This window comes from Microbulbifer halophilus, assembly GCF_026183675.1.
Lineage (GTDB): Bacteria > Pseudomonadota > Gammaproteobacteria > Pseudomonadales > Cellvibrionaceae > Microbulbifer > Microbulbifer halophilus.
Genome location: NZ_JAPIVK010000033.1, coordinates 25266 through 46434, shown reverse-complemented (window position 1 = coordinate 46434; position 21169 = coordinate 25266). Strand labels below are relative to the sequence as shown.

Below are 21169 nucleotides of genomic sequence, written 5' to 3'. Positions count from 1 at the left end.
TCAGAGTGTGTAACAGAAATTTATACGACTTCATGTCGCAATTAACGCCGAGTTCAGGGGCGTGACGCAATATGCAGCTTTTGCGCGATAATGGGAGCGTAGCGACCCGCGCAAAAGGTGCATATTGTGGCACGTCCCCTGCAACGAATGGTTAGCGCTGCGCTTGCTCATAGCTGTATAGCTCTTGGGGGGCAGGGAGGTTCTTTGGGGTTTCTGCACCATCTACAGACCATACCTCAATCCCGCCCAAATGCCCATTTGAAAGGAATAGAAAACATCCCATTTGATTCTGCTCACTTGACTTGTACAAATAATCAGCAACGATCGTTATGCCATTTTCTTGACTAATTGGCTCACCACCTATTGCGAAATCAACACTTGCACAGCCGCACCCACACTCCGCAGCAATAGACAGATCATCAATTTCATTGCCGGGAATATGCACATCTGATGTTGGATGAGTAGAAAGCCAGAATAAAAGCTCTTTTTCTCTTTCAGATAATGGGCGAATGATACTTGAATTTTCGTGTGTCATTTCTTAATTTCATTTCGCTAACGTCCACAGCACGCGCGGCTTTGTAGCGGAGGCGCAGCCGCAGCGGAAAAGCCGTCGCTGTGCCTGTGCTTGTTAAGGTTTAGTCGCCGCATTGTAACGGCGAACGAACTGCGTATAGAAAGAAAAGTGAACCCAAAAGTGGCACAACCGACCATAAAATTAACCTATTTTCTAAATAATACGCAGTTGAAACTACGGTCCAGAATGGAATAAACATGTATAGATATATGTAGAATCCATACCTTATTGGTATAAAGCAGCTGACACCACAATTTCGACAGCACTTTGGAGAAACCCTGGTTGCCCAAAGCTTCTGCCATAAACTGAACTCTGCTTTCTTACATTTCGGGCACTGATACATCAGAAACCTTAACAGTTAATTCAAAAGCCAGCCGCTCTATATCACCTCGCTTCTATCTGCAGAGAGCACCCGACCGAAAACTCAAAAAATACCTTTAAAATCAATAACATAAGAAAGAAAGGTTGTTTTTTATACAGAATTATAAAGCGAAGCTGTCTATCGTATTATCTATCTCTTCGCTCTTGATCCTATAGCGACACCCTTATAAGTCAACAACTTACGCGTTTTTTCCTGTAGATAGAAGCCTCCTGCTTCTGATCATGGCTGTTGACAGCCAGGAATCGGCCCATAGACTGTATATAAAAACAGTAATCAGGAGATAATCATGGACGATATTCGCCACGCTCTGCCACAGGAGTCCGATCGCTTTGTTCCGCGTTTGCGGCGGCATATCCGGGAGGCGGGGTTGGCCTACCGTACCGAACAGACGTATGTCCACTGGATTAAACGCTTTATTCATTTTCACGGCCTGCGTCATCCGGAAGAGCTGGGGACCCGGGAGATAGAGGCCTACCTCAACCACCTGGCGGTAGATCGCCACTGCTCGGTCAATACTCAGCGGATTGTGTTGAACGCATTGGTGTACCTGTACCACCGCTTTCTGGAGCGGGATATCTCCAACCTGCAGTATTCCCCCGCCAAGCAGCATCGGCGGCTGCCGGTGGTCTACAGTGGCACGGAAGTCCAGGCCATAGTGGCACACCTGAATGGCGATTATCGATTGATGGTGGAACTGCTGTACGGGAGTGGATTGCGCAGTGCGGAGTTGCTTTCCCTGCGGATAAAGGATCTGGATTTCGGCAGCGGCAACCTGTTTGTACGCGGTGGCAAGGGTAACAGGGACCGCGCAACGATCCTGCCGCAGGCGCTGGTCCCGGCGCTGCGTCAGCAGATCGATATCGTCAGGTTGATACATGCCCAGGACCTGGCCAACGGCCATGGGGCCGTTCACTTGCCGAATGCGTTGGAGCGGAAATATCCGGGGGCCGCGCACTCGCTGGCCTGGCAGTACCTGTTCCCGGCCAGCCGGCTGGCCCCGGATCCCCGGACCGGAGAGGTCCGCCGCCATCACGCCCATGCTTCAGCGCTGGCAAGACAGATCCGCCACGCGGTCAAGGCGGCGGGAATCAACAAGCCCGCGCGGGCGCACGCTTTCCGCCACAGTTTTGCCACACATCTGCTGGAAGCGGGGTACGATCTGCGCACGATCCAGGAGCTGCTGGGCCACGCGGATATCAGCACGACGGAGATTTATACCCATGTGGTGAACCGTGGCAGCAAGGGGGTGCTGAGTCCGGTAGACCGGCTGTCGCCCGAGATTTCCGAGGCGCTGCCGGTCTACGACCTGGCGGCCTGATACTGTTGCCGCACGGCGCGGTCAGTCAACGGTACATTCGGGCATCAGGAAATTGCCGCTGTAGTTTCCCTGCAGGCCAAAGGACGTGGACTGGCCCGGCTGTAGATAGCCATTCCAGCCGATATCGGCGACCGTCAGAATTCTGCCATCCCCGGAGAGGTTGAAATCCCCGTTCCAGCCATTGGCAAGCTGGATGGGCTGGGGGAATTCCAGCGATACCTGCCAGCTACTGACGTCCGAGTTGCCGCCATTGTTCACGCTGACATTGTTCAGTACAAAGCCGCTGCTCCAGACATCGGCGCTGCCCGGGTCGCAGCCCATGCCGCCGCTGCCGCCCGAGCTGGAGCTTGAGGAAGAGCTAGATGAGGAACTGGAGCTGCTGCTGGAACTGGAGGAAGAGCTGGAGCTCGAGGAGGAGCCCCCACCATCCCAGCCGCGCACGATATCCCGCACCAGCCGGCCGGATTCGGTGAGCTGGCTCTGGTCCCAGCCGCCGTTGGCGCTGGCGCCGGGCACCAGTGCGGAGGCGCCCTCTTCCTTGTCGTTGAGTGCCCAGTTGGCGTGGCTGATGTGGTTGGCTTCGAGGAAGTCCATCCAGTTCTGGGTTTCACCCTGGGCCACTCCACCGTCGCCGTCGGCATTGACCGTGCCCCATTCGGTCACGAAGAGTGCGATACCGTTGTTCAGTGCAGTCTGCGCCTTGTCCCGCAGGTATTGTGTATGGGTGCCGGCGTAGAAGTGGAGGGTGTAGGCGATATTGGCGTGGCCCTGGATCGGGTCCCAAGAGGCGGCGTCTACATCCTGCGACCAACTGGGCGTGCCGACCACGATCAGGTTGTCCGGGTCTATGGCGCGAATGGCGGAGATCACGGTTTCCGCGTAGGGCTTGATCACGTTGCTCCACGAAACCTGCAGGGGCTCGTTGTAGATCTCGTAGATGACGTTGTCGTGATGGCCGTAGGCCTGCGCCATTTCTTCGAAGAAAGCCACTGCCTCAGCGGTGTTGTCCTCGCCGTGGTGGGTGTGCCAGTCGATGATGACATACACATCGTTGGCGATGGCGGCCTCCACCAGGGCGACCACGCGGCTCTTGTTGCCTTGCGGGTCTTCCAGGTAACCGCCCTCGCCGTCCACGCCCAGGGAGGCGCGCACCAGGTTGGCATTCCAGTCGCTCTTGACCCAGCTTACCGCCCCTTCGTTGTAGAAGCGCTCGGCACCCCAGCCGGTGTTGCTCCAGAAAAAGCTGGGCCCGGCGAGGCTGCGCACTTCGCCACCCGCCAGTATGCGGTTGCCGTTGACCGTCAGCGGTTCCACCGCCCAGGCGCCGGTGCTGCACAGCGCCAGCAGCAGTATCGCGGCAATACCGGTCCACCGATACGGATTCTGAAAAACTGTTCTTTGTTGATTGTTCATTGTGTTTGTCCCGTGTTGGCTATTGGAGGTACAGCTCGAGGGAAATAGAAGCGTTGTAGCTCAAGTTTCGGGGTTCGGTTCCGGGAGCTGAAGCGGGGTGCTACCCACAAGTACCTCGAACTCCAGAACTTGAGTGATAGAAAAACGGGCGGCCGCTGCCGCCCGTTTGCTGCCGTCAGTCGGCGCTGCACACCGGCGGCTGGAAGTTGCCACCGTGGCTGCCCTGGAAACCGAAACTTGCGCTGTCTCCGGGCTGCAGGTTGCCGTTCCAGCCGATATCGCTGGCAGTTACCGTGAAGCCGTCGGCGGAGCCGTCGAACTCGGCGTTCCAGCCATTGACGAAATCGACGGGCTCATCGAAGGTCAGCGTCACCTGCCAGCCTTCCACCGCAGTATCGCTTTCGTTGGTAACAGTGATCCCATTCAGTACAAAGCCACTATTCCAGACATCGGAACTGCCGAGGCTGCAGCTTACCTCTCCGGCGACGGGTTCATGGACTTCCACCGTCACACTGTCGCTGGCATCCAGCTCTTCACCGCTCTCGGTGGCGACGATATCCAGTTCGTACTGCCCCACGGACGCGGGGGCCGGTACGGTAACGGTGCCGGAACCGCTGCCGCTGTCCACCAGGCCGCCATCCAGATAGAGGTTGACGCCCCCGGCGTTCTGCAGGCTGTACTGCACCGGGATATCGCTGCCCAGCGCGAAGCGCTCGCCGTCGGCGGGGCTGGAAATACTTACCGCGGGCACCAGCGGCGCTTCGACATCGATGGTCACGGTGGCCGGGGAGGAAGTCGCTCCCCGATCGTCGGTGACGGTGAAGGTGAAGCTGTCGCTGCCGAAGGCACCGCTGTCCGGCGTGTACAGGCGGCTGGCGCCACTGCCGCTGAGGCTGCCATCGACGGGACCGTTCTCGATGGTATAGCCGGTGATACTGCCGTCGCTATCGCTGCCGCTGAGCGTGATCGACAGGGAGGTCTCGTAGGGCGTGGACAGGTTCTGGCTGTCGGCGGTGGGCGCACAATTGACACCGGTATCGCCGCCACAGCCGCCGCCGGGTTCCTGCCCCCAGATCAGTTCGCCGTCGTCGTAGAGGGCGATCAGCGGGGCCTGTTCGCGGCTGCTGCCGTAGTCGTCCCAGGAGGGATCGTTGGTGGGATCCCAGGGCGCGCCCTCGGGCACGGCGACGCGGAACTGGGCCTCTTTCTTGGATTCCGACTGGCCGCCGGGATAGATATCGACGCCCTCGAAGGACACTTCCACATAGTAGAGATTGTCGGCCGGATCGCCCCAGGCGTAGGGACCGGTATAGTCGCTGCCCTGGCTGTAGGCGCTGGAGAGGATCAGGTCGTCGGCACTGTAGCCGGCGTCTTCCAGTTCGGAGATATCGATCCAGTAGCGCAGGCTCAGGTTGTCGGTGAGCCGCGCCGGCCAGGCGCTGCGGTTGTGCGGGCGCGCGCTGATTTCCGTGTGGCGGTCGGCACTGGAGTTCAGCTTGGCGTCGACGAAGAATTCCAGGTCGCGGGTTTCCGGTGCCGGGAACTGGGCCTCGGCAATCGGGTCGCCGCCGAAATCCTGCCACAGGCGCGCCAGGGCGCCGGTAAAGCCGGCGTTGTAGTCCGTGGCCACTTCGTTGAGTACATAGTCGCCGCGGTCGTTTTCAAAGTTGTCGTTGGTGTCCGGCCCACCGACCAGCGCCCCCACGAGGGTGTGGCGATTGTCCACCGGCTCCTCCAGGCTGTCGTTCCAGGAGCCGTGGGCGGTGCGGTGGTGGGGGGAAACCGGGTGAACACTGCCGTAACCGATCTGGTAGCTCATGTTCATCGGGTTGTCGCCCAGCAGGTATTCCATCTGGCCGGAGGCGAAGTCGTAGTAGGTCTGCGCCCGCGTATTGCCGGGATCCACCGATTCCAGGAAATCCGAATAGACCAGCGCGATAAAGGCGGTATTCGCGCTGTAGCGGGCCGCGCCCCACTGGTCCAGGTGCGCCAGGCCGCCGGGGGTATAGGTGACCTGGTCGCCGTCGTAGCCGGTGGCCCAGAAATCCAGCCAGCGCTCGGCATCGGCGCGGTACTCGGCGTCGCCGGTCAGTTGCGCCATCAACACATAAGTGCCATAGCTCTTGTCGTCCCAGGCGTGGGTCCACTTGTAGGATTTCACATCCTGCTGTTGCTCATTGCTGAGGTTGTCGTAGTAGTCGACCGCCTTGTCCAGGTAACCGGTATCGCCGGTGGCACGATAGAGCCAGCCGGCACCCCAGACCAGTTCGTCGTTGTAGCCGCTCCAGGAATTGTAAAAGTCCGATGCATCGGTAATGCAGTCGGTGTATTCACCGCGGTAATTGTCCGCGAAGCTGTAGAGCTGTTCCGCGTGGGTCAGCAGCTCGTCGGCGTAGGCCGGGTCCGTGGGTTCGAACACCATGGAAATCGCAGCCAGCGCCGCGGCGGTTTCACCGGCCAGATCGGAACCGGGGCAGCTGGCATCGATCTTGTAGGAGGGGCGCTCCATCTGCATCACTTCCGCGGAACCCCACCAGGCGTGGTCCGTGTTGCCCGCGCCCACCTGGCCCCAGAGTTCATTCGGGGCCGTGTGCGCCTTGACGAAATAGTCCGCGACGAAACGCAGGTTGTTTTTCAGGTGTGACAGTTGGCCCGTCTGCTCATAGGCGGTGCGGTTTTCTACTGCGCCCCAGGCGAGGATGGTGGCACTGGCGGCCATGGGGAAACCGAACTTGACGTGGTCGCCGGCATCGTACCAGCCGCCGGTGAGGTCGACATTATTGTCGGCGCCGTCGCTCATGCCGGAATCGCCGCGCCATTCGTTGCGGTTCCAGGCGGGGATGGGACCGGACTGTTGTGCCTCGTAAAAATAAATCGATTTCTGTAGCGCCTCGCCGTAGTTGGGGGCGGTCTGTGCACTGGCGGCAACCGAGACGCCGGCGGCCAGGGCACACAGTGGATAGCAAACTCTCATCAATCGTTTCATACAGGAGCCTCATTTTTATTGTCTGCGAAGCTCTGGACAAACCCGGACCGTCTTGGCGGTAACACAGCGGTTCACCAATCCCCGAACCACACCGCGTCAAAACGCCCGCTCAGAACTTCCTTTTTCCGTCGATACAGCCATTTCACCCTACCCCCTCCGGAGCGGGCTTGCGTCCGACTAAATGAGATCGGTGGATTTATTGCGCAGACGAGGTCCAACTTCGCGAACCGCGGGAGGTTGAACCTCCCACTTTGTCGATCCGCTGCGGGGCGGGAAGGCACCGGGAGCGAACCCGTTCACAGTCCTGCCGCAACCGGGGCCGGCCAAAGCGGCGGCCCCGGCCGGCCCTTCAGGGGGTCTGGATATCGGGCCAGGGATAGGACAGGACTTCACTGCCGATATAGAAGGCGGGATGCGGCGGCTGGTTGTAGCCGCTGTTCTGCCAGGCAATGGCCGCCCGGTACTGCGGGTCGTGCATCAGGGTGGGAATACGCAGATCGGTGGTCCGCGGCGTGGCGTAAATCCGCAGGGCCGAGCTGTCGCTGGTGCGCCACACGACTTCTTCGCGCCAGTCCCCGAAAAGATCGGCGGACAGCGCCGGCGTGGCCTTGGTGCCGTTGTTGGAGGCCACACCGGAACCGGTGAGCAGGCGCTGGCCCGGATCGTATTGATCGATGCGGGTGCCGTCCAGCAGTTCCCGCTCCCCGTCGCCGTCCCACCAGATGAGGAAGTTGGTGGGGCCGGGCTTGCTCGCCACGGCGTTGCCGCCGGCATCCAGCAGGCCGCTGACGCGGGAGGACCAGAATTCCGCGCCGGGATTGCCGCTCCAGATATTGCCGGCCACGGCGCGGCCGTTGTCCCCGCTGGGTACGGTCTGGAATATCACCGAGCCATCGGCGCCGATCAGCCGCGAAGAGGGCTGGTCGCTGTGCTCGCCGGGCATGAAGACTTCCTGCCCCGGGCGATTGGGGACAAAATCGCTCACGTGCAGTGCGTCGCCGTGGTACATCCGCGTATTCCACAGCGGCTGGCCGTCGGACCCGATCGCCATGGCGCCGAAGACGATATCCTGGCGGCCGTCTCCATCCAGGTCGGCGACGGAGAGGCTGTGGGCCCCCTGCCCCTCGTACTGGCTGCCGGCCTCGTTGGAATCGAAAAGCCAGCGGGTGGAGAGATTCTCGCCATCGAAATCCACGGCCCAGATCACCGAGCGGGTGTAGTAGCCGCGGGAAAAAACCAGGCTGGGGGTTGCGCCGTCCAGCCAGGCGGTGCCGGCCAGGAAGCGGTCGACGCGGTTGCCGTAGCAGTCACCCCAGTCGCAGACGTCGCCTCGCGGCGGCTGGTAGTCGACGGTATCCACGGCGGCGCCGCTGACACCGTCGAAAATACTCAGGTATTCCGGGCCGGAGAGAATATAGCCCCCGGAGTTGCGGTAGTCCGCACCGGCATCGCCGATGGTGTTGCCGCTACCGTCCACGGTGCCATCGGCGGTTTTCATCGCCACTTCCGCGCGCCCGTCGCCGTCGTAATCGTAGGCCTGGAACTGGGTGTAGTGGGCACCGGCACGGATATTGCGCCCCAGGTCGATGCGCCACAGGCGCTCGCCGTCCAGACGGTAGGCGTCGATGTAGACGTTACCGGTATGGCCGCTCTGGGAATTGTCGCGGGCATTGCTCGGGTCCCATTTGACGATCAGTTCGTACTGCCCGTCGCCGGTGAGATCGGCCGCGCTGGCGTCGTTGGCGGAGTAACTGTAATCGGGGCCGTCGGCGGGGCGCTGCAGTGGTACATCGAAATAGCCGCTGCCGTTGAACACCACTTCCGCGGCCACCGGCGCGCCTTCGCTGCCGCCGGTAATGGCGCGCACCGAATACTGCGCCGACGGGTCGGCGCCGCTGTCCAGGTAATTGGAGGCACCGTCGATGGGGTCGCCATTGATTTTCTGGCCATCGCGGTAGAGATTGAAGGCCACGGCCGGATCGTCCGTGCCCAGCAGGCGCCAGCTCACCAGGTTGCCGCTACCGGTGGGCACCACGGAAACGCCGCGGTCGAGTCTTTCCATACGGTAGCGGCCGCTGCCACTGGGTGCGCACTCCCCGGCCGCGGGCGCGTATCCGGTAACCGTGAGGGAATCGATATTGGCGAGCCCCTCGCTGCCGTCGGCCACTAGCTCGACACTGTTTGCCCCGGCTTCCAGGTAGACGGTGGCGCCGGCCCGGCTCCAACTGTTCCAGGCACCGGTACCGGGGAAATCCACACCGGCCTGTTCCGCACCGTTTACACGCACATTGCCGGGGCGGCTGTCCGCGCCGTTGGCGAAGCGCCAGTCCAGCAGGTAATCGCCGGCAGCGGCCGCATTGACGCTCCAGCGGATGCCCGTGCCGGAGAGGTTTTCGGTGTTGGCAAAACCGCTGCCGGTATGGCCCTCGTGGTTGCTGTCGATGGTGCCGTCCACACCGCAGAAACCGGCGGCGTTTTCCTGCAGGGTAACGGCACTGCCACCGCCGCCGCTGGAGGAACTCGAGGAGCTGCTGCTGGAAGAGGCACTACTGCTGGATGAGCTCGAGGAGGAACTGCTCGACGAGGCGCCGCCGCTACACAGGGTGCCGTTGAGGATGAATGCGGCGGGCAGGTGGGCCGGCGGCTCGGCGTCGTCGAGCTGGACACCGAAGCGGTGGGTGGCGCCGGGGGCAATGGTGCCGTTCCAGTGGTCGGCGCTGTTGGAGGCACTGATGCGGGTGCCGCTCTGCACTATATCGGCATTCCAGCCGCCGCTGTGCGTCTCGCCGGCGCCCAGGTCCCACTCCAGGGTCCAGCCGGCGATCGCTTCGGTTCCGGTATTGGTGATACCTACATCCGCCTGGTAAGCGCCGTTCCAGTCGTTAGTGGGATAATCCACTTCACAGGAAAGTTGTGCCTGTGCCGGCAGAATACAGCCACAGGCCATCAGTGCGGCCCACAGGCGGGCGCAAATGAATCCGTTGTTTTTACTCATCGCCGTTTTCTCTCGATGGTTGTCGGCGTACTCTCGTTACCTCCACTTCGCGCCGGAATTTCTGGAAAATGCCCTACCCTGCAGATACTGCGTTTCGTATCAGGTTTTAGTGGATCTCGTAGGGCGGTGATTATCGTCTGGCCTTACAATAGCCCGGGAATAAACCGGTAACGCACCTGCCTGCAGTAGTCGCGGTAATCCGGGTCCGCATCCAGGTGCCGCTCTTCGGTAATCGCCCGCCAGTAGTAAACCCAGGTCATCAACAGCAGGCCCAGTGTCTGCGCCAGCGCCAGCTGCCAGTTGCCGCTGAAACCCCAGTAGACAATCACCGGGAACATCACGCACCACCAGGCGAAGTTCTTCGAGGCGTACGCCGGGTGGCGCACCAGTCCGTAGAGGCCGGTGCGGATGATCCCGCGGTGGGTGAGGTTGGAGAAACGCACCCCGAAATGCGCCGTGGCAGCCACGTAGATCAGGTAGCTGGCCAGCATCAGGATGCTGAACAGGCTGACCAGCCAGGCGTTGCCCAGTTGCAGTACTTCCCGCTCTCCCGGCGCGCCGTAGTAGAGGCCCAGGAACATCTGGAACGGCGGGTAGCACACCAGGCATACCAGCCAGCCCAGGGTGGTGGGCTCGGCGGAACGGGTCTGGTTGTCCACCCAGCGGCTGGAAATCACATAGCCGCACCAGGCCAGGGCCACATCGATGGAAAACACCAATGCGACGGAAATGTTGAAGAAATCCGTATTGAACTGGCTGTGACTGTAGCGACCGGCCTCCACGGCGGCGGGCAGGCCGTCGAAGACATAGCCCATATTGTTCACCAGGTGCGGAAACTGGTCGGCGAAGAACACCGTCATCAGCGGGGCGAAAAACAGCTTCACCAGCAGTGCGCGCAGGTTCTTGCGCTGCGCCTCGCCGAGCGATGGTTTGCGCCCGCGCAACAATTCCCCCAGCCAGCCGATCGCCATCGCCGCCGTATCCATGCGGTCGGCCTCCGGCGAGTGGCGCAGGGCGCGGGTCAGCAGGACATAGGGCAGCCCGCCCCAGGCCCAGACGCTCCAGGCCAGTTCCAGTAGCCGGAACCAGGGCTGGTAGTAGGGGTTCTGCTGCGCAAAACCGTACTCGCCGGCGCTGTGGAAGAAAAAAGTCACCAGTGCCAGAAGCCCCAGGTACACACCGTAGTGCAGGCAACCGTCCAGCAGGAACTTGAGCCAGAGCCCGCGGCGCAGGTCCGGGTGCGTGCGGAAAAAATCCCGGCCGTGCCACTGCCGGAGGCGCACCAGTTCCACCAGCAGCATGGCGAGCGTGCTGAGCGCCAGCGCCGCCAGCACCGTATCCAGCCGGTTGTCGGTCAACTGCCAGCCGCCGATCGACAACCCCTGCGCCAGGGCGTCTTTACTGTTGAACCAGGCCGCCAGCAGCACCACCGCCAGGGCACCGGCGAGGCCGCTGAGCCAGGCGCGGTCGGTGATCCAGGTGTTTTCACTTTTTCCGGCGGTCAGCTCCGCGGCATCGGCTGTCTGGCTATACACGGGCGGACCTCCCGGCGGATAGCAGCTTTATGCGGCACATCGGTTGTTCCTCTTGTTATTCTGCGGGCGCCATTCGAGACAGGCCCCTATAGATTACCGCGATTTACTCCGCTGTACAGGTGACAGTCCCCAGATTGCCGGGTGCGCCCTGCAGGCCGAAACTGGCACTCTGGCCCGGCTGTAGCTGGCCGTTGTAACCGACATTGGTACCGGCAAGCAGGCTGCCGCTGTTGCCGCCAAGCTGGACACCCCAGGCATTGCTGATGTTCACATCCTGGCTGAACTGCAATTGCACATCCCAGCCGCTTACCGCTGTGCTTCCGGTATTGGTCACGGTGACACTGTTGAGTACGAAGCCGGAACCCCAGTCATTCACGTCGCCGAGGTCGCAGGCCAGGCTGCCGTTGCCGCCGGAAGAGGAGCTGCTGGAACTGGACGAGCTACTGCTCGACGAAGAACTGCTGGAGGATGCGCTGGAGCTGGAGGACGAACTGCTGGACGAGGATCCGGTGCCGCTGCAGCCGGGAAATACGCTGGCACACCGGGATGTCTCGGCGATACCGTCCACACCGTGGATCAGGCGCTCGCCCCAACCGGAGAGGTTCCCCGGGTTCCAGTCGACGGCCATATCCAGTTCCGTGCAACAGCCGCCGTTGCCGGACCAGGACCAGCCCAGGTAGCCGATGCCACGGGCCCGGGCTTCATCGAGTATCGCGTCCTCGTCCACCGGGTTGCCGTTGTGCTCGTGGCCGAACTCACCCACGATCAGCGGCAGGTTCATCTCCTCAAAGGCCTGCATATAACTGGCCACGCTGTCGCGATCCGCATAGACCTCGTACATGTGCACGGAGAAAAGCAGGTTGTCGAGGGGATCCGCAGCCGCCAGTGTCCCGGCGTTGTCGCGCATGAACCCTTCCCAGTCCTGACCCCAGTTGGCCGCGTCCACCACGATGGTGTGGGTGAGGCCGGCGTCGCGCAGGGACTGGATGGCCGCCGCGGTGTCCTCCACATAGCTGTTTTCCGCCACATTGTTGCCGAAGGGCTCGTTGGCGATATTGACCAAGATGTAATCCTCCTCGCCTTGAATCGCGTCGAGAATATCCGGGCTGGTCCAGTAATCCACCGCTGTGGAAATATGCACCGCGCCATCGTCCTCGCCCCAGCCGGTGGCATCGTGCACTTCCAGCATGCAGATCAGTGCCAGGGATTTACACTGGCTGATGATACCGGTTACATCGGCGCCGTCGTTACGCGCCCACTGGCCGCCGGTAGCCAGCACGATGCGCACGGTGTTGGCGCCGGTATCGGCGATATCCATCAGCGCCTGCTCGGTATGGCTCGGCCACCAGGTGTGGGCGTGGTTGACGCCGCGCATGATGAACGGATTGCCGTTGGCGTCGAGCAACTGGCCGTTCTCCGTGGAGAAACCGGCCCAGCTGTTGACCGCGGCCAGGATCAGGGCTGCAGCGAACAGTTGGTGAATCAGTTTTTTCATTTTCGTTCCTGTTTTTCTGCTTCTGTGAAACAGAGCACCGGGATCATCGAACGGCCCCCTCCCTATGCAACCGGGAGAGAGCAGCCGACAAGGCCCGGTGCTCTCAATCATGCACATTGCAGTGCATTATCTGCGAACCACTCAATCCAGCGGCGGATAGGCATTCTCCATCAACAACTGGAACGCCTCCGGATACCAACGGCCCGCGTGCGGTGCATTGGGCATTGCGCCGGTCGCGCTGTTGCCGTTGAGTTCGTTGCCCTGGTAGTTCGGATCGCACATGGGGTCGTGCTTCTTGTTGGGATCGTTGGGATCCTGTTCGAAATCCGGATCCGAGATACCGTCCGACTCGCCCTGGGGCTTGATCCACACATAGGCGTCCACTCCGGCGTGCGGTTCAGCCTGGGGCCGGAAACCTACGCCGCCCGGCTGGTTACACCAGTTGCCGCGATGAACACGGCGGTCGATGCGCGACTCACTGACGTAGGTGTTGAGATCGGTGCTGCTGGAAGCACCGGTGGGTCTGTCGGGTCCGCCCCAGCCGTTGCGGCCGGTATCGATCAGCATACCGATGGACTCCGGCGCACCGCGGGCGATCATGGCTTCGCGCCAGTCCTGCACGAAATTCAGCTCCGCGAGATAGTCGTTCCACTCGTAGAAGTCCGCCGCGCGTACCGGCTGGCCGCCCACGTTCAGGCTCGGGTCCGGCAGGTAGGGCTCTTCCACCGGTGTATAGTTGGCGGAGTTGGAGGCGAAGCCGGCCACACTGTCCCAGCCTGCATCGGTGCTTTCCACCACCTCGCCGATCAGGTCCACCGCCGGGCCGAAGTTGCTGCTCCAGCCGAGCCAGCCGGAGTGGGCAATATCCACATAGGAGTAGACATTGGGCACTTCCGACAGGCGGTTCAGCGCGTAGCGAATGCCGTCGCGGTAGCCGTCCGGGCCGTCGGCCTCCTGGCAATCCGGATCATCCAGATTGGTCACCAGGTTCGGCAGCGAATCCACCTCGATGATGGCGGCAATCCTGATATCCGCGTAGGCCGGATCGGAAATGATATCCACGATCGGCGAGATATATTCCTCCTGGTAGCGCTGCATACCATTTTCGGCGATCAGCAGTTCGCCGCTGGAAGCCAGCGCGGCGCAGTCGCGGTTGGGCAGGTTGTAGACCACGAAGGTAAACAGGTCGGCTCCCTGTGCCACCGCTTCGTCCAGGTGGCCGCGCAGGCCGATACCGTCGGTGATCGCACCGATACGATCCATCCAGACAGCGGAGCTGTAGCCGGAAATGGCACTGCCGCCGGGCTCGCCTTCGGCATTGGCTGCCCAGGCAGGATTCACATACCAGTTGCTCGAGGCAGCGAAGGGGTTATCCACGCGGCCACCGGAAGAACCGGAACTGCTACTGGAGGAACTGCTGGACGATGAAGAACTGCTCGAGCTGGAGCTGCTGGATGAACTCGAGGAGCTGGATGAACTCGAGGAGCTGGAACTGCTCGAACTGGACGAACTCGATGAGCTCGATGAAGAGCCGTTATCCCCGGTTACCACCACCGGTGCCGGAGAGACATCGCCCGGTGTGCCGAGAAAGCCGATGCTGACCTGGCCACCGGGGGCAATGCTACTATTGTAGCCGGCAGCAGCCACGACATAGTGATCCCCCGTGTGGGAAACGATTACGCCGCCCCAGAGGTTGTTGATTTCCACCGGCATGTCGAACTCCGCCGACCAGTCGGTGAGTTCACTGGAACCGTCATTGACGACAACAATTTCCGCCTGGAAACCGCTGCCCCAGTCGTTGACGATATTCATGGTGGCCTGGGCCGCATAGGCGGACGGCAGGCTGAATAACAACATCAAAAGCAGCAGGCTTTTGTTGAATAATCGGTACATGGTTTCTCCCTTCTCGCTGATTCATTCTTTTTAGAATTATTTTTAGAAGTGCGCCGACCACTTCCCGGAAAGGGACGATCGGCGCACTGGTACTCAGGAATTACTCCTGGTTACCGTTCCACAACCTTTCAAGCAGGTTGGTTTTGCGCTGGTCGAAGTCCAGCCATTCACCCCAACCCTCTTCGTTGGAAATCGGGTCGTAGGTGGTTTCGTACCAGCCACCCGTATCGCCGGATTCCGGGTTGATGGACCAGTAGCAGCCCTGGATGTTTTGCTCGGCCATATAGTCGACAAACGCATCCTGCCACTGGGCGTCTACGACACCCGGCTGGATGTGATCCCAGCGATCCTGGTCGCGAACCGCGGCCTTGTCGGGCCAGTCCAGATTGCCGCCGAACTCGCCCACTACCATGGCGTAGCCCTGGTCGCGCAGGTAACCGAAGTGCTCTTCCCAGCCCTGGCGCAGGGTTTCGGGGTCGATGACGATATTGCAGTCGGCATCGCCGGCTTCGTCACCCTCGAGACCTTCACACTCGGGCTGTGCCGGATCCATGAAGCTCTTCTGCACAAATACGGACGGGCCGTAGGTGTGCGGCGAGTAGACCAGCTGGTCCTTGGGAATATCGGGCGGGTTGTCGCCGGCCTCGAACAGGTTCTCGCCCCAGTTGGGGTTACTGAACTCTTCACCGTGCGGAACTTCAGTGGTCGAGTCCGGAGTGCCGTCCTGGGCGTTTGCAGTAGCGGAAATACCCTGGACAAACAGCAGCAGGTTGGAGTTCTCATCGTTGATCACGTCATAGGCATCCTCGACGTGTGTCTTCCACTCGTCCCATGTGTAATCAAAGGGCTCGTTGAAGATGTCGATACCAATGATGTTGTCCACACCCAGCTGCTGCTCCAGCGACGCCAGCTCGCGCAGGTTGTCGAGCCACTGGGTCTTGTCGTAGGCCTGGACGCGGGTCACGCCGTCCGGGTTGTTGGTGGCCGCACAGGAGCTGTCCTCGCGGTAGAAGTCGTAGTTGTCCCGATCCGCGTCCGCATAGGGCGGGCGGGCATCGAAACGGCCGGAACGCCAGCCGACGTAGTTGGAGCAGGAGTGCACATCCAACATCACTTCGATGTTGTTGGCATCGGCGGCAACGATGAACTCTTCCATCGCCTGGCGCGCATTCGGCACCAGAACCGACTCGTGGTTCTTCAGGTACGGCTCCTGACCCTGGGGGTTATCCGGATCCAGCGTCTGCGGAACAATCGGGAAACGCACGACGTTGACACCCATGCCGGTGATTTCGGTCATCGTCTGCTGGATGGTGCGACCAGTGCCCTGGTTGTTGTTCGCCCAGAAGGTATTGCCCACATAGAGCTCCATGGGTGCGCCGCTGGGATTGTCCGGGTCGTCGGACGGTTCGTGACGGCCTTCCAGGCCGAACCAGGAACCGCACTGTACCGGGAACACCTCGCCGTTCTTGGTGATGTTGCCGGTGTCATCCACGCGGAAACGACCGCCACCACTGCTCGAGGAACTGGAGGAACTCGAGCTGGAACTGCTGGACGAGCTGGAGCTGCTGGAACTGGAACTACTGGAGCTTGAAGAGCTGGAACTGGAACTCGAGCTGCTCGAAGAGCTGGAGCTGCTCGAGGAACTGGACGAACCGCCGTCCCCGTTGACCACCACCGGCACCGGAGAGACATCGCCCGGTGTGCCGAGGAAACCGATGCTGATCTGGCCGCCGGCGGCAATGCCGCCGTTGTAGTCGGTCGCGCTCACCACATAGTGATCGCCCGTATGGGACACAATCACGCCGTTCCACAGATTGTCGATTTCCACCGGCATGTCGAACTCGACCGACCAGTTGGTGAGTTCAGTGGCGCCGTCGTTGACGACAACAATTTCGGCCTGGAAGCCGCTTCCCCAATCGTTGACGATATTCATGGTTGCCTGGGCCGCGAAGGCGGATGGCATCCATAAAATCAGTAAGAGCATCCACAACTTTCCTGTTAAAAGTCGATGCATTTTGGTTCTCCCATCATCTCTGCTTGGTGTTATTGAACGTTTTTCGGCTCGTCCGCTGAACCTTCGGTGTACTGCTCGGTCACCCTACTTCTCCTGTATCCATACCCCTGCCGGATCAACCATCAGACAGTGCGTACTCCCTGCTCTCCCGAGCGCCATCGACCCGCACTGCAACCTGCAGGCGGCCCCGCGCCGGAAAATGTTCTATGCCCTCCACCTGCTCCAGAGCACGATCGAGGATCCGGAAATCACTGCCATCCGGCCTGCTGATCCCCAGGTCGATGCCGTCGGCGGGCGTCAGGCGGCCATCGCCGTTGCGGTCTTCACGCACAAGCTGGTAGAGGAAAAATATTGTCGACGCGCCGTAGCCGACGCTGTTGCGATGCAGGGGCCGGTAGCTCGCGATCAGTTGCCGGCCGTCGTTGAACAGTTGCCGCGGAAGAACACCCCGGCGAAAAACGAATTCGAGGTTGCGAAGCGCGCCGCCCTCGCCGCGCATTTCGCGCAACTGCAGCGACTGCCCGACAATCGGCTGTGGTTGGCCCGCACTCAGTTCTCCATCCGGTCGCAGCGCTGCAGCCGGCGCGGGTCCGCCAGCCGGCGCCACGCTCAATGTTTTCCCGGCCTGTGTATCGCTCGCAGACGGCGGCGCGAGATCGGGCCCGGAGACTGCCGGCATCGGTAATTCCTCGCCATCGTCAAACAGCCACACGGCTGCCAGGGCTACAGCAATTACCAGCACCAGGGTGCGCAAGCCGTTTGAAAGTGCAGCACCGTTCATCAATTGGCCCTCAGCGCGGAGCGCTGCGCCACGCCGTCGTACAGTTGCCGGACCTCGCCACTTTCCAGGTCCATGCTGCCGAGCGCGAGTGAGCGCGCATCCAGTGTTTGTCCGTGGAGAAAGGCGATGCGGTTTTCACCGGCGTGGAAAAGCGGCGCCCGGTGGAGCGCCTTACCGTCGGTCAGTTGCCGGCTGCCGCCCCGTATGTCGGCGGAGAAAAGCTGCATGCCGCCGCGGTAGACTTTCTGGTGGGCCTGTTCATCGTAGTGAAAGCTGTAGTCCACCAGCGCCGCAAACAGCAGTCGCTGTCCGTCGCGACTCCAGCTGGGCGCGGCCTGAACTTCCACACCGTCAGCGGAGATTCTTCGCTCGCCGCCGCTGGCCAGGTCCCGCAGCCACAGGCTGCGGCTGCCGCCGTCGAAGGGGTGGCGCACATAGGCCAGGTGACGGCCGTCGGGCGACCAGGACAGGTTCACCGGCGGCGTTCCGTCAGATGACTCGAGTATTTCGACAGCGGCGGGGGACGAATCCCCGGTCGCGATCCCAAGCGTGCCGAGCAGGAACTTTTCGCCGCGGCGCAGCGTCACTGCCACCCGTTCTCCATCCGGGGACCAAGTGTAATCGAAGATATCGTCGGCGCTCAGCAACTCCCTCTCACTGCTGCCATCGCGAGCTGCCAGCCCCAGTTGTACCCCGTCTCCTCCGCGGCGCAGGAATGCAACCTTTTTTCCATCGGGGGAAAAGCGCGGCTTCAGGTCCTGCCGCGCGCTGGTCACTATTGGCCGCGGCTTCTTGCCGGCGGCGACAAGGTAGATATTGAAGTTTTCCGAGCGCCGCTCCAGATCGACCCCGGTTTCATCCGTGCGATTGGAGGCGAAAACCACCGTGTCGTCAGCGGCGATATCCGGCTCGATATCGCGCCAGTGGATATTGTCCGTGAGACGATGCAGCTCGTAGCTATCATCCAGCGTATAGATATTGGATACGGGCCCCGCGACCTTGGCGCTGAATACGATATCCGCGACAGCCAAGCAGGGCACAATCGACAGCGGCAACAACAGCGCCGCAGCCTTTGCGAAGGGATTACAGAGCGGAATTGACATACGCACCTTCGAGCTACTGTTCAATCAACGGAACAACACGGTGCCCGGACAGGGTCCAGGACACGATCGTCCAGCGAGCTTTGGTGCGGTAAGTAAGCGGTCAGCGGCCACTGCCGCTAATTGAGAACCCGATCAGGTTCCAAGAGGAGTCCAGTTACTGTTTTACTGGCAACAACCTCAAGGTTGACTGTGGCTTGCTGTTTTTATCCATCAAGAACATGACACTTGAACTATTTGTTCACGGGTTATTGATGGATTTATTTTTGCCATCGAGTCAACGATTCGGCGCAGCCTATCCCGCGCTTCCGGCCCGGGTAAACATAAAATTCGGCATTTCGTTTTTTTCAACCTAAAAATGTGAACACACGTGACTATTACTGGAAGGCGTGCAAAGCTGCTCTCGTTTTTGCGCGCCCTTTAACCGATACTGCATATTGCCGTACGCGCAGAGGGCTGGCTCCTCAACTTTTTTCAGGCAAAAAAAATGGCGGGGAGTTTTGCTCCCCACCAAGCTCGCACCAAAACCAGGTCGTTTTCGGAGATCCAACCGGAACTGCTATAGTCGCTTTATTTCTTTATTAATAAAATAAATTCGCCTTGCAGTGATCACCGGCCGGAGCAATTGGCACAGTCATATCGCTAGTGGCGGATATCCCGCTCAACCACCTGTACCGATGTATGGGTCCATTTCAGCGAATGGCCGGCCAGACTGTCGTCCATATTCACGACACAACGGAAATTTTTACTTGGTTGAACCCGCCGCGCCGGTAGTTTTACGCCGGCCGGCAACGCTTCAACGGCCGGGATCCGGCCAATCCATTGCCCACCCTGCCCTGTTGGTAGGCGGAATCTTCCCGAGCAGTCGCGGAAGTGAAACTCCCGTCCACATCGCCGACCGCCCGCATCCGGCTCGCGCCGGCAGGTAAATATTTCGTCACGACCACAACTCTTACCCGGGAAGGCTTTGTCGAGCCCGGCAAACAGTCGCCGTACGGGCGGACGGAGGAGTTGAGTTCACAAGGAGGGGAAAGACATTTTGAGATTGGGGAGGGATTTGTGAACAGCGGCACATCCGAGTGGGTCGGCCGTTGGGCTTCGCGGAGCTCACCCAAGCCTGCGCGGCCGGGAAGGTCACCGGGCTCTTCGATCCCCTCTCCCCCGGCCCCTCTCCCGACGGGAGAGGGGGGCTATTTCGGAAGCGTACGGGAGAGTCGACCCATTGAGCCTTCCCAAACCCCATACCAGTCCCCTCTCCCTGGGGAGAGGGTTAGGGAGAGGGGGGGGCGGCCGGCCCCAACACCTCCCATCGCGCAGGTAGGAGTGCGCGCAGCAAAGTCCAACGAAGGGGCCTGGGAAGTCACCGGGCTCTTCGAGCCCCTCTCCCCCGGCCCCTCTCCCGATGGGAGAGGGGGGCTATTTCGGAAGCGTACGGGAAAGTCGACCCATTGAGCCTTCCCAAACCCCATACCAGTCCCCTCTCCCTGGGGAGAGGGTTAGGGAGAGGGGGGGCGGCCGGCCCCAACACCTCCCATCGCGCAGGTAGTGAGCGACGCGAAGTCCAACAGACCCGGGTGGACCGGATTGTGCGTCGCGTCAGGCCATGTTGCCGTAGCTCATCAGGCGCTGGTAACGCTTCTCCAGCAGTTCCTCGATGGGCACGCCGCGCAACTGGTCCAGCTGCGCCGCCAGGCGGTCGCGCAGGCGATCGGCCATGGCGTCCGGGTCGCGGTGGGCGCCGCCCAGGGGTTCGGGGATGGTCTCGTCGACGATGCCCAGGTCCTCCAGCACGCTGGAGGTCACGCCCATGGCCTCGGCCGCCAGCGGCGCCTTGTCCACGGTTTTCCAGATGATGTTGGCGCAGCCTTCGGGGGAGATCACGAAATAGGTGGAGTACTGCAGCATGTTGAGCTGGTCGCCCACGCCGATGGCCAGTGCGCCGCCGGAGGAGCCCTCGCCGATCACGGTGCAGATGATGGGCGTGCGCAGGCGCGACATCACCGCCAGGTTCCGGGCAATGGCCTCGCTGATACCGCGCTCCTCGCTGTCGATGCCCGGGTAGGCGCCGGGGGTGTCGATCAGCGTCAGCACCGGCATCTTGAAACGCTCGGCCATTTCCATGATGCGCAGGGCCTTGCGGTAGCCTTCAGGTTTGGGCATACCGAAGTTGCGCGCCACCTTGTCGTTCACCGTGCGGCCCTTCTCTTCGCCGATCACCGCCACCGGCTTGCCGTCCAGGCGCGCGATACCGGAGATGATGGCCCTGTCGTCGCCGAAATGGCGATCGCCGTGCAGTTCGTCCCAGTCGGTGAAGATGCGTTCGATATAGTCCTTGGAATAGGGTCGCTGGGGATGGCGTGCCACCTGTACCACCTGCCAGGAGGACAGGTCGGCGTAGATGGATTCGGTCAGCTTTTTGCTCTTCTCCCTCAGGCGGGTGACTTCTTCGGCGATATTCAGCTCGTTGTCGTCGCCCACATGCTGCAGCTCTTTGATCTTGCCTTCCAGCTCGGCAATCGGCTGTTCAAACTCGAGAAAATTAAAATTCATGAAATCCGCGCCTTGAATTCTCCGGGAGCGCGGAGCTCCAGCTCCGCTTGCGGGCCGCAGGCCCGCCCCTTTATCGTCGATTTAAAATGCCGGCTAGCTTAACCAGATAGGACTGCCCAGTCGAGCCAACCCA

The 21169-nt window shown here is 61.1% G+C and carries 12 protein-coding genes; 1 reads left to right on the top strand and 11 read right to left on the bottom strand.

Annotated elements, in window-relative coordinates; genetic code table 11:
• Positions 1–151 precede the first annotated feature (151 nt).
• Entirely contained in the window at positions 152–535 is a 384-nt protein-coding gene (locus OQE62_RS15670) for a hypothetical protein (RefSeq protein ID WP_265722983.1), read from the bottom strand.
• Positions 536–1242: 707 nt separating this feature from the next.
• Here OQE62_RS15670 and OQE62_RS15665 point away from each other — a divergent pair.
• The gene (locus OQE62_RS15665; RefSeq protein WP_265722982.1) at positions 1243–2274 is read left to right on the top strand and encodes an integron integrase; all 1032 of its coding nucleotides are present in this window, start codon (positions 1243–1245) and stop codon (positions 2272–2274) included.
• A 21-nt stretch (positions 2275–2295) separates the two neighbouring features.
• On the opposite strand, the gene OQE62_RS15660 is transcribed toward OQE62_RS15665, so the two are convergent.
• The 10 genes from OQE62_RS15660 to OQE62_RS15615 form a co-directional block, all read right to left on the bottom strand.
• Positions 2296–3687 (bottom strand): cellulase family glycosylhydrolase, encoded by a 1392-nt coding sequence (locus tag OQE62_RS15660; RefSeq protein WP_265722981.1) that lies wholly within the window; start codon positions 3685–3687, stop codon positions 2296–2298.
• Positions 3688–3862: 175 nt separating this feature from the next.
• On the bottom strand, positions 3863–6661 hold the full coding sequence (locus OQE62_RS15655; protein ID WP_265722980.1) for a glycoside hydrolase family 9 protein: 2799 nt from the start codon (positions 6659–6661) through the stop codon (positions 3863–3865).
• 361 nt (positions 6662–7022) lie between these two features.
• The gene (locus OQE62_RS15650; protein ID WP_265722979.1) at positions 7023–9668 is read right to left on the bottom strand and encodes a rhamnogalacturonan lyase family protein; all 2646 of its coding nucleotides are present in this window, start codon (positions 9666–9668) and stop codon (positions 7023–7025) included.
• Positions 9669–9811: 143 nt separating this feature from the next.
• On the bottom strand, positions 9812–11203 hold the full coding sequence (locus OQE62_RS15645) for a methyltransferase family protein (protein WP_265722978.1): 1392 nt from the start codon (positions 11201–11203) through the stop codon (positions 9812–9814).
• 103 nt (positions 11204–11306) lie between these two features.
• Positions 11307–12698 (bottom strand): cellulase family glycosylhydrolase, encoded by a 1392-nt coding sequence (locus OQE62_RS15640; RefSeq protein WP_265722977.1) that lies wholly within the window; start codon positions 12696–12698, stop codon positions 11307–11309.
• A 141-nt stretch (positions 12699–12839) separates the two neighbouring features.
• Positions 12840–14591, bottom strand: a complete 1752-nt coding sequence (locus tag OQE62_RS15635) for a glycoside hydrolase family 6 protein (protein WP_265722976.1) — start codon at positions 14589–14591, stop codon at positions 12840–12842.
• Positions 14592–14691: 100 nt separating this feature from the next.
• Positions 14692–16575: a cellulase family glycosylhydrolase gene (locus tag OQE62_RS15630; protein ID WP_265722975.1), complete on the bottom strand. Its 1884-nt coding sequence runs from the start codon at positions 16573–16575 to the stop codon at positions 14692–14694.
• Between the two features lie 145 nt (positions 16576–16720).
• A complete protein-coding gene (locus OQE62_RS15625; RefSeq protein ID WP_265722974.1) occupies positions 16721–17386 on the bottom strand; it encodes a hypothetical protein in 666 nt (221 codons plus the stop codon).
• Positions 17386–18489 carry a TolB family protein gene (locus tag OQE62_RS15620; RefSeq protein WP_265722973.1) on the bottom strand — a complete coding sequence of 368 codons (1104 nt, stop codon included), beginning with the start codon at positions 18487–18489 and terminating at the stop codon, positions 17386–17388. The genes OQE62_RS15625 and OQE62_RS15620 overlap by 1 nt, the downstream gene beginning before the upstream one ends.
• Before the next feature lie 1593 nt (positions 18490–20082).
• Positions 20083–21036: an acetyl-CoA carboxylase carboxyltransferase subunit alpha gene (locus OQE62_RS15615; RefSeq protein ID WP_265722972.1), complete on the bottom strand. Its 954-nt coding sequence runs from the start codon at positions 21034–21036 to the stop codon at positions 20083–20085.
• Positions 21037–21169: the final 133 nt, after the last annotated feature.